At 71.5% G+C, this 9,503-nt stretch carries 9 protein-coding genes and 1 pseudogene; 2 read left to right on the plus strand and 8 right to left on the minus strand.

Translation table 11 applies throughout. The features are described from left to right. The 8 genes and pseudogenes from ACRDP3_RS09445 to iolC form a co-directional block, all read right to left on the minus strand. A pseudogene (locus ACRDP3_RS09445) lies at window positions 1-251 on the minus strand (FUSC family protein); the annotation flags it as partial. A 308-nt stretch (window positions 252-559) separates the two neighbouring features. After that, window positions 560-973, minus strand: a complete 414-nt coding sequence (locus tag ACRDP3_RS09450; RefSeq protein ID WP_431516415.1) for a PIN domain-containing protein — start codon at window positions 971-973, stop codon at window positions 560-562. Further along, window positions 970-1,242, minus strand: a complete 273-nt coding sequence (locus ACRDP3_RS09455) for a CopG family transcriptional regulator (protein ID WP_431516416.1) — start codon at window positions 1,240-1,242, stop codon at window positions 970-972. Before ACRDP3_RS09455 ends, ACRDP3_RS09450 begins: the two co-directional genes overlap by 4 nt. 168 nt (window positions 1,243-1,410) lie before the next feature. Then, on the minus strand, window positions 1,411-2,916 hold the full coding sequence (locus ACRDP3_RS09460) for a CoA-acylating methylmalonate-semialdehyde dehydrogenase (protein ID WP_431516417.1): 1,506 nt from the start codon (window positions 2,914-2,916) through the stop codon (window positions 1,411-1,413). Window positions 2,917-2,986: 70 nt separating this feature from the next. Next, window positions 2,987-4,912 (minus strand): 3D-(3,5/4)-trihydroxycyclohexane-1,2-dione acylhydrolase (decyclizing), encoded by a 1,926-nt coding sequence (iolD, locus tag ACRDP3_RS09465; protein WP_431516418.1) that lies wholly within the window; start codon window positions 4,910-4,912, stop codon window positions 2,987-2,989. Beyond that, window positions 4,909-5,874 carry a 5-deoxy-glucuronate isomerase gene (gene iolB / locus ACRDP3_RS09470; RefSeq protein WP_431516419.1) on the minus strand — a complete coding sequence of 322 codons (966 nt, stop codon included), beginning with the start codon at window positions 5,872-5,874 and terminating at the stop codon, window positions 4,909-4,911. The genes iolD and iolB overlap by 4 nt, the downstream gene beginning before the upstream one ends. 102 nt (window positions 5,875-5,976) lie before the next feature. After that, on the minus strand, window positions 5,977-6,861 hold the full coding sequence (locus ACRDP3_RS09475) for a Cgl0159 family (beta/alpha)8-fold protein (protein ID WP_431516420.1): 885 nt from the start codon (window positions 6,859-6,861) through the stop codon (window positions 5,977-5,979). A gap of 64 nt (window positions 6,862-6,925) precedes the next feature. Next, window positions 6,926-7,915 (minus strand): 5-dehydro-2-deoxygluconokinase, encoded by a 990-nt coding sequence (gene iolC, locus ACRDP3_RS09480; RefSeq protein WP_431516421.1) that lies wholly within the window; start codon window positions 7,913-7,915, stop codon window positions 6,926-6,928. Window positions 7,916-8,173: 258 nt separating this feature from the next. Between iolC and ACRDP3_RS09485 the strand changes: the two genes are divergently transcribed. Continuing rightward, window positions 8,174-9,085, plus strand: coding sequence for a sugar phosphate isomerase/epimerase family protein (locus ACRDP3_RS09485; protein ID WP_431516422.1), 912 nt, complete (start codon window positions 8,174-8,176; stop codon window positions 9,083-9,085). A gap of 192 nt (window positions 9,086-9,277) precedes the next feature. Further along, the gene (locus tag ACRDP3_RS09490) at window positions 9,278-9,472 is read left to right on the plus strand and encodes a helix-turn-helix transcriptional regulator (RefSeq protein WP_431516423.1); all 195 of its coding nucleotides are present in this window, start codon (window positions 9,278-9,280) and stop codon (window positions 9,470-9,472) included. The last annotated feature ends 31 nt before the right edge of the window (window positions 9,473-9,503 follow it).

Here is a 9,503-nt window from a genome sequence, read left to right on the forward strand (position 1 = left end):
GCCGCGGCGCAGAGCGCCAGCACGGGGCGCGGGCGCCAACTGCGCTGAAAGGTGGCCACGCCGGAGGAGAACCCGCCGAACGCCGAGGAGACGGCGAGCTCCGGCGAACCCGCCCACAGCGTCAGCCCGACGATGACGGCGACGCCGACCGCCGCGCGCAATGCGATGAGCGGGCTGAGCTTGGTGCGCTCGATCGACAGGCCGGAGTGCGCGGTCTCACCGATCGCCCGGACCCAGGGCAGGACCTTCATGCCCCGAGAATACGGGGACAGCCGAGGTCAGAGGGTCAGGGGCGGGGCGGGGGCGGGGCTGCGCCAGTCGCGGCAGTGGCCAGGGCGGGGAACGGGAGGCACGGTCGCAGTCGGGCAGGCCTGGAGCGGGTCGGGGCGCGAGGCGGCCGGTTCCGGTGCCGGGAGGCCCGGCGGGACCCACTGGGCGAGGCGGTGCCCCAACAGGGCGACGGGGCGACGGAGTTCGGTGGTGACGCCGACGGTGAGGTTACGCGTCACCGCGTCCGGCGAGACACCGCGTTCGAGGCACGTGACGACAGGACACCGTTTCAGACCTTGATGACGATGACGCGTTCTCCGCATAGAGCGGTGAGGTCCTCAGGGTCCGAGGTGAGTACCGTGACGGGGCCGGGGGCGGCGAGGGCGGTGGCGGAGAGTATGGCGTCGATGGCGTACTTGTGACCGTGCAGTCCGGCCTCGGCGAGCAGGGCTGCCGCATGGCGGGCGATGTGCTCGCCGACCGGCTCGACGACGACGCGGGAGAGCGTCCATTCCAGAGCCGGCCGCTTGATTCTCGGGTGGACGACTTCCACAAGCGTGGCCGCGCTGGTGATCACGCGCATGTCGTCCGCACGAGCCAGCGCGAGCCATCCGGTGACGTCACGGTCGCGCTGGACCGCCTTCGCCAAGCCTTCGCTGTCCAGGACCAAGGTGCCGCCCGGCACAGCAAGGGAGCGGGTCATGCGGCGCGTGCTCCCGGGTTTCCGTTGTGGCCCTGGGCCTCGCGAGCGCGGCGCAGCTGATCGCGCCTGGCCTGGATCTCCTCCTCGGTGATGGCACCGTGGTCGGCTTCCGCCACCGAGATGAGTTCGTTGAGATTGTCCCGCTCGATCTGCCGTGCGACGGCTGCGGCGACATAGGCGGACAGCCCCGACGGACCGCTTCGCTCGCGCGCCGATTCCGCGATGTCCCGCGGCATGGTGATCGAGTACTTCTGGGTAGGCTCACTCATGCCCTTTACCCTACCTTGAATACTCTCCACAACGTCCCTGGCCTCCTGGCCGAACCGGGATGTCCCTGGATCCGCCGGGGCAGGACCACCGGGCGGTCAAGGACGGCCCGGCCCCGCCCGGGCGATGCCCGAGCGGGGTCTCCGAAGGACCCGCGGAAGCGGGGAAAGCTACGACGAGGTGGGGAAGCCCAGGTTGATGCCGCCGGTCTCGGCGGGGTCGGGCCAGCGGGTGGTGATGACCTTGCCGCGGGTGTAGAACGCCACGCCGTCGTTGCCGTAGACGTGCAGGTCGCCGAAGAGGGAGTCCTTCCAGCCGCCGAAGGAGTGGTAGCCGACGGGGACCGGGATGGGCACGTTGATGCCCACCATGCCCGCCTCGACCTCGAGCTGGAAGCGGCGTGCGGCGCCGCCGTCGCGGGTGAAGATGGCGGTGCCGTTGCCCCAGCGGCTGCTGTTGATGAGGTGGATCGCCTCGTCGTAGGTGTCCGCCCGTACGACGCACAGCACCGGGCCGAAGATCTCGTCCCGGTAGGCGTCCATCTCCGGGGAGACCTTGTCGAGGAGGGAGACGCCGAGGAAGAAGCCGTCTGCGCACTCGGGGTGTCCGGTCACGCTGTAACCGGTGCCGTCGACGACGACGTCGGCGCCCTGCTCGCGGGCGCCGCCGACGTACGAGGCGACCTTGTCGCGGTGTTCGCGGGTGATGAGCGGGCCCATCTCGGAGGCGGGGTCGTCGCCGGGGCCGATGCGGAGCTTGTGCGCGCGGTCGGCGATCTTCGCCACCAACTCGTCGCCGGTGTCGCCGACGGCGACGACCACGGAGACGGCCATGCAGCGCTCGCCGGCCGAGCCGTAGGCGGCGTTGATGGCGTTGTCGGCGGCGAAGTCGAGGTCCGCGTCGGGCAGTACGAGCATGTGGTTCTTGGCGCCGCCGAGCGCCTGGACGCGCTTGCCGTGGGCGACGGCCTCGGACTGGATGTACTTGGCGATCGGAGTGGAGCCGACGAAGCTGACGGCCGCCACGTCCGGGTGGGACAGGAGCCGGTCGACGGCGACCTTGTCGCCGTTGACGACGTTGAGTACGCCGTCCGGGAGGCCCGCCTCGGCGGCCAGTTCGGCGAGCCGGTAGCCGGCCGACGGGTCCTTCTCGCTGGGCTTGAGGATGAAGGTGTTACCGCAGGCGATGGCGAGCGGGAACATCCACATCGGCACCATCGCGGGGAAGTTGAAGGGCGTGATGCCCGCGACGACACCGATGGGCTGCCGGATGGAGGAGACGTCGACCCGGTTGGAGACCTGGGTGGACAGCTCGCCCTTGAGCTTCTCCGTGATGCCGCAGGCCAGTTCGAGGATCTCCATGCCGCGGGCGACCTCGCCGAGGGCGTCGGAGTGCACCTTGCCGTGCTCCGCGGTGATCAGTTCGGCGATCTCGTCGCGGTGCGCGTCCAGCAGTTCCCGGTACTTGAAGAGGAAGGCGGTGCGCTTGGCGAGGGAGGACTGCGACCAGTCCGCGTACGCCTGGCGGGCCGCGTCGACGGCGGCGTCGACCTCGTCGACCGAGGCGAGCGAGACCTGGGTGGGCTGCGCGCCGGTGGCGGGGTTGTAGACGGGGGCGGCGTTGCCGGAGACGGACTCGACGGCCTTGCCGCCGATCCAGTGACCGAGGGTCTTCATGAAGGGGCCTTTCTGGGAGGGGTGCCAGGTCTGGGGTCAAGGGGTGTACGGGCCGGGACGCGCCCCCCCGTCACAGGTGGCGGCGCCTGGCCGCCGCGTGGCGTTCGTACTCGGCACGTGCCTCGCGCGCCGCCGGACGCTCGGACGTCTCGGCGACGACCACGTCCCACCACGCCGACGCGGGCGGGGCCGGAGTCTTCGGGCTGGTGTCCGTCTCGACGTATACGCAGGTCGGCCGCTCCGAGGACCGCGCCGCTGCCAGCCCTTCGCGCAGTTCGGCGACGGTCTCCGCGCGGATGACGTCCATGCCCAACGAGGCGGCGTTCGCGGCCAGATCGACGGGCAACGGGGCACCGGTGTAGCTGCCGTCGGCCGCCCGGTAGCGGTAGGCGGTACCGAACCGCTCACCGCCGGTCTGCTCCGACAGACCGCCGATGGACGCGTAACCGTGGTTCTGCAGCAGCACCACGTTGATGTTGACGCCCTCCTGCACCGCCGTCACCAGTTCGGTCGGCAGCATCAGGTACGTGCCGTCGCCGACCAGCGCCCACACCGGCCGGTCGGGGGCGGCGAGCCGGACGCCGATGGCGGCGGGGATCTCGTAACCCATGCAGGAGTAGCCGTACTCCAGGTGGTACTGGCGCGGGGAGCGGGCCCGCCACAGCTTGTGCAGGTCGCCGGGGAGGGAGCCGGCGGCGTTGATGACGACGTCCTCGTCGCCCACCACAGAGTCCAGGGCTCCCAGCACTTGGGTCTGGGTGGGACGTACGGACCCGTCCTCGGCCGCGTAGACCGTCTCGACGATCTGCTCCCAACGAGCCTTGCCCGCCCCGTACTCGTCCCGGTAGGCGTGTGTGACGTGGTGTCCGGAGAGCGCTCCGGTCAGTGCCTCCAGCCCGGCCCGCGCGTCGGCGACGAGCGGCAGGGCCGCCATCTTGTGCGAGTCGAAGGGAGCGATGTTGAGGTTGAGGAAGCGGACGTGGGGCTCGGCGAAGAGGGTGCCGGAGGCGGTGGTGAAGTCGGTGTAGCGGGTGCCGACGCCGATGACGAGGTCCGCGGTGCGCGCCAGGTCGTCGGCGACGGCCGTACCCGTGTGGCCGATGCCGCCCACGTCGCAGGGGTGGTCGTGACGCAGCGAGCCCTTGCCCGCCTGGGTGCTGGCCACGGGGATGCCGGTGGCGTCGGTCAGTGCCCGCAGCGCGTCCTCGGCCTCGCTGTGGTGCACGCCGCCGCCCGCGATGATCAGGGGCCGCCGCGCCGCCAGCACCGCCGTGGCCGCCGCCGCGACCTCGGCCGCTTCGGGGGCGGGACGCCGTACGTGCCAGACGCGCTCGGCGAAGAACTCCGCCGGCCAATCGTACGCCTCCGCCTGTACGTCCTGGGGCAGCGCCAGCGTGACGGCGCCGGTCTCGGCGGGGTCGGCGAGCACCCGCATGGCCTGCAGGGCGGCGGGGATCAGCGCCTCGGGGCGGTGGACGCGGTCGAACCAGCGGGAGACGGGGCGCAGCGCGTCGTTGACGGAGACGTCGCCGGCGGAGGCGACTTCGATCTGCTGCAGCACGGGGTCGGCGATGCGGGTCGCGAAGGTGTCGCCGGGGAGCAGCAGGACGGGAATCCGGTTGACGGTGGCGAGGGCGGCGCCGGTGACGAGGTTGGTGGCGCCGGGGCCGATGGAGGTGGTGACGGCCTGGGCGGAGAGCCGGTCGCGCTGCCGGGCGTAGCCGACGGCGGCGTGCACCATGGCCTGCTCGTTGCGGCCCTGGAGATAGCGCAGCGGGGCGCCCTCACCCTGGCCGCTCTCCAGCAGCGCCTGGCCGATTCCGGCGACGTTGCCGTGGCCGAAGATGCCCCAGCAGGCGTCGACCAGGCGGTGGCGCCGGCCGTCGCGCTCGGTGTACTGGGCGGCGAGGAAGCGCACCAGCGCCTGCGCGACGGTCAGGCGTCGCGTCGCACCGGACGCGGGTGCCTCACCGGTCGGTCCTGGTACGGAACTCACTGACCCGCATCTCCTTCCAGTGTCGGCGCGCCGTAGAGCGGCAGCCTTGGATCCACAGGCTGCCGCTCCCAGCTGCCTCGGATCCAGGCATGGTCTGGATGGTCGCAGATAAGCCACGCGCGCTCCAGCCCCGGGCCCGCCATCACGTTCAGGTAGTACATGTCGTGGCCGGGCGCCGCCATGGACGGGCCGTGCCAGCCGTCGGGGATCAGCACCGCGTCACCGCCGCGCACCTCGGCCAGCACGTCGCTGCCGCTGCCGTGCCCGGACGGGGAGACCCGCTGGTAGCCGAGCCCGGGGGTGACGCCGGTGCCCATTCCCGTCCCGGTCCCGGTCCCGGTCTCGGTCCGGTGCGGGGCGATCTCGAAGTAGTAGATCTCCTCCAACTCGCTCTCCTCGCCCGGCCGGTGCTCGTCGTGCTTGTGCGGCGGGTACGAGGACCAGTTGCCGCCCGGCGTCAGCACCTCCACCGCGATCAGCTGGTCGGCTTCGAAGACTCCCGCCGCGGCGAAGTTGTTGACCTGCCGGGAGCAGTTCCCGGTGCCACGCAGCTCGACGGGAACGCCGGCGGCGGGACCGTAACGGACGGGCAGGCGGCGGGTGCAGCGCGCGCCGGTCAGGGCGAAGCGGCCCCCGTCCGCGCTGGTGATCCGCACCTCGGCGTCGCGCGGTACGTACGCGAAGTCGCTGACCCCGTCGAAGACGCTCTTCCGGCCGCGCAGTTCGAGGGTCTGGCCCTCGGCGGTGACGGTGCAGCCGCCGTTGAGCGGGAGCACGATCCACTCGCTCTCCCCCGTGCCGAAGTCGTGCGATCCGCCCGGTTCGAGCTCGAGCACGCGCAGGGCGGAGTAGCCCCAGCCGGCCCGCTCGGGGTCGATGTCCAGGGCGTACGGGCCACGCGCCGCGCTCCCCGCCCGTACATGCAGCTCAGCGCCGGCGCCGGCGCTCGTCCTGGCCGTCATGTCCCTCATCTCCGTATCTCCGTCACCCTTGATCCTTCGCATGACCCGCACGGCCCGCATGCCCCGTGGCGTGACACTTCCCAGCACACGGGACACCACCACTCACAGCAGTCCGACCGCCGTGTCTACGGCGGCGGCCACGTCGCCGTCCGCCGGGTAGAGCAGGGAACGCCCGACGACCAGCCCGCGCACGGTGGGCATGCGCAGCGCCGTCCGCCACTTCTCGTACGCGCCCTCCTGGTCCCCGTTGGTCTCGCCGCCCAGCAGCACGACCGGCAGGGTGGAGGTCTCGCACACCCACTCCATCTCGTCCGGGTTCCCGGCCACCGGGATCTTCAGCCAGGTGTATGCGGAGGTGCCGCCCAGGCCGGAGGCGATGGCGATGGACCGGGCGATCGCCTCCGGACCGAGGTCGTTGCGCACCGTGCCGTCGGCATCCCGGCGGGAGATGAACGGCTCGACGAAGACGGGCAGCCGCCGCGCCGCCATCTCGTCGACGGCGCGGGCGGTGGAGTGCAGAGTGGCGAGCGAGCCCGGGTCGTCGTAGTCGATGCGCAGCAGTGCCTTGCCCGCGTCGAAGCGCAGCCGCTCGATGTCCTGGGCCCGGTAACCGGTGAAGCGGTCGTCCAGTTCGAAGGCGGCGCCGGCCAGACCGCCGCGGTTCATGGAGCCCATGACGATCTTGTTCTCGAGAGCGCCGAGCAGCAGCAGGTCCTCGAGGATGTCGGCCGTGGCGAGCACGCCGTCCACGCCCGGCCGGGAGAGGGCGAGGACCAGTCGCTCCAGCAGCTGACCACGGTGAGCCATCGCGAGCTTCCGGTCGCCGACACCGAGCGCGCCGCGGGCCGGGTGGTCGGCGGCGACGATCATCAGCCGGCCGCTCTCGCCGACCAGCGGGCGGCGGACGCGTACGGCGGCGGCCTCCGCTATCGCCTCCGGGTGCCTGGCCCGTACGGCGACGAGATCGGAGATGCTGACGCTGCTCAAAGGTGCTCACTTTCCTGACGGGCGGGGCTGCGGGCCATGCGGGGGTGCCGGGGAGAGGTGCGAATCAGCCCCGGAGGAGGTCCTCGACCTCGGTCTGCGTGGGCATCGCGGTGGAGCACGCGAGCCGCGAGGCGACGAGGGCGCCCGCGGCGTTGGCGTACCGCATCACGTACTCCAGGTCCCGGCCCGCGAGCAGTCCGTGGCAGAGCGAGCCGCCGAAGGCGTCGCCGGCGCCGAGGCCGTTGAGGACCTTCACGGGGTGCGGGGGGACCTCGGCGCGGGTGCCGTCGCGGTGCACGGCGAGCACTCCCTTGGGGCCCTGCTTGACGACGGCGAGCTCGACCCCCGCCGCCAGCAGGGCGTCGGCGCACTCCTGCGGCTCGCGGGCACCGGTGGCGACCTCGCACTCGTCGAGGTTGCCGACCGCGACAGTGGCGTGGGCGAGGGCCTGGCGGTAGTACGGACGTGCCTCGGCCACGGCCTCGGCCTCGTCCCCGTCCCGTGATCCGGCCCCCCAGAACATGGGCCGCCAGTCCATGTCGAAGACGGTGACACCCCCGGCGCCCTCAGCGCGCGCCTCGAGTGCGGTGAGGGTGGTGGTGCGGCTGGGTTCGGCGCACAGACCGGTGCCGGTCACCCAGAAGACGCGCGCCGCCTCGATCGCGTCGAAGTCCAGGTCCTCCGGACGCAGTTCCAGATCGGGCGCCTTGGGCTCCCGGTAGAAGTACAGCGGGAAGTCGTCCGGCGGGAAGATCTCGCAGAAGGTGACCGGCGTCGGATACCGCCGCACGGGCGTCACCCAGCGGTCGTCCACGCCGAATCCGCGCAGCGCCTGGTGGCAGTACTCACCGAAGGGGTCGTCGCCGGTACGGCTGATCACCGCACTGGAGCGCCCCAGGCGGGCGGCGGCGACGGCGACGTTGGTGGCGGAGCCGCCGAGGAACTTCTGGAACGTCTCCACCTGGGGCAGCGGCACGCCGGTCTGCAGCGGATAGATGTCCACACCGATGCGGCCCATCGTGATGACATCGTGTGGCTCGGCCGTGGACGCCATGGCTGTCAGGGACCCCTCTCGCTCGCGCTCGTCGGCCTCCCATCGTCACGGCTGGCGGCGACAGGTGTCAATGATTTGTCCTTACATACTGACGTCCCTACGGGTGGCGGTGGTGGCGGCGGCACGGCGGGGACGGACCGTCCGGCGAAGTCAGTATGAAACATTGTCCTGACAATCCCTTGACAGTGGCGGCCGTCGCCGAGTTGGCTCGCCACCGCCACCGCACACGCACGCGTACACCCGAGGAGCCCTCCTTCCATGACTCCCGTGCATCCCTCCCTCGACCGCATCCGGGTCGGCTCGGCGCCCGACTCCTGGGGCGTCTGGTTCCCCGACGACCCCCAGCAGGTGCCGTGGCGCCGCTTCCTCGACGAGGTCTCGCAGGCGGGCTACGAGTGGATCGAACTCGGCCCGTACGGATATCTCCCCACCGACCCGGCCCGCCTCACCGACGAGGTGAACGCACGCGGCCTCAAGGTCTCGGCCGGCACGGTCTTCACCTCCCTGCACCGCGGACCCGGCGTCTGGGACGCCACCTGGGAGCACGTCGGCCAAGTCGCCGCGCTCACCCAGGCGATGGGCGCGGAGAACCTCGTCGTCATCCCCTCCTTCTGGCGGGACGACAAGACGGCCGAGCTGATCGAACCGAGCGAACTGACCGCCGAGCAGTGGGGCCATCTCGCGAGCGGAACCGAACGGCTGGCCCGCGAGGTGGGTGAGAGGTACGGGCTCGGGATCATGGTGCACCCGCATGCCGACACCCACATCGACACCGAGGAACACGTCGCACGCTTCCTCGACGCGACCGACTCCGGCCTGGTCAACCTCTGCCTGGACACCGGGCATTACGCCTACTGCGGCGGCGACAGCGTCAAGCTGATCGAGACCTACGGCGAGCGGATCGGCTATCTGCACCTGAAGCAGGTGGACCCGGACGTCCTCGCCGACGTCGTACGGGAGGGGACTCCCTTCGGACCCGCGGTGCGGCAGGGCGTGATGTGCGAACCGCCGCTCGGGGTCCCGGCGATGGAGCCGGTGCTCACCGCCGCGCAGGGCCTGGGCGTGGACCTCTTCGCCATCGTCGAGCAGGACATGTACCCGTGCCCGCCGGACCAGCCCCTCCCGATCGCCGAGCGCACCCGGCGCTTCCTGCGCGGCTGCGGCGCCTGACCGCCGTCCTGACCGCCGGGCCGACTGCCGGGCGGTCGGCTGAGGTTGGCGCTCTGTCACGAGCGTCACGATTACCCGGTGAGTTCGTCACAGACCCTCAACAGGCCCTCCCCTACCGTCACTCAGCGTCGTTCACACGGCACAGGCTGATGATCGACAGCCACTTCCGTGGCCCCTGTGGGAGGTGCCGAGTTGGCCGACCGAAGACTCTGGTCATACAAGGAAATCGCCGCGCACATCGGCGTCCGGACGGACACGGTGCGCTCGTACCGCAAGCACGGCCTGCTGCCACCGCCCGACCTCGTAGAGGCCGGCAAACCGTTCTGGTACGGGGACACCGTCCGCGCCTGGGTCGCCCGTCGCCCGGGCCACCGTGGCGGGCGCTGACCGCCGGCCGGCCGACAACGCCGCGCAGGAC

The organism is Streptomyces sp. (assembly GCF_050698815.1).
GTDB lineage: Bacteria > Actinomycetota > Actinomycetes > Streptomycetales > Streptomycetaceae > Streptomyces.

Excerpts from the sequence above, each read along its gene's own strand:
- ACRDP3_RS09485 (WP_431516422.1), top strand. The coding sequence starts at position 8,174 with ATGACTCCCGTGCATCCCTCCCTCGACCGCATCCGGGTCGGCTCGGCG.
- iolC (WP_431516421.1), bottom strand. The coding sequence starts at position 7,915 with ATGGCGTCCACGGCCGAGCCACACGATGTCATCACGATGGGCCGCATC.
- ACRDP3_RS09450 (WP_431516415.1), bottom strand. The coding sequence starts at position 973 with ATGACCCGCTCCCTTGCTGTGCCGGGCGGCACCTTGGTCCTGGACAGC.
- iolB (WP_431516419.1), bottom strand. The coding sequence starts at position 5,874 with ATGACGGCCAGGACGAGCGCCGGCGCCGGCGCTGAGCTGCATGTACGG.
- ACRDP3_RS09455 (WP_431516416.1), bottom strand. The coding sequence starts at position 1,242 with ATGAGTGAGCCTACCCAGAAGTACTCGATCACCATGCCGCGGGACATC.
- ACRDP3_RS09460 (WP_431516417.1), bottom strand. The coding sequence starts at position 2,916 with ATGAAGACCCTCGGTCACTGGATCGGCGGCAAGGCCGTCGAGTCCGTC.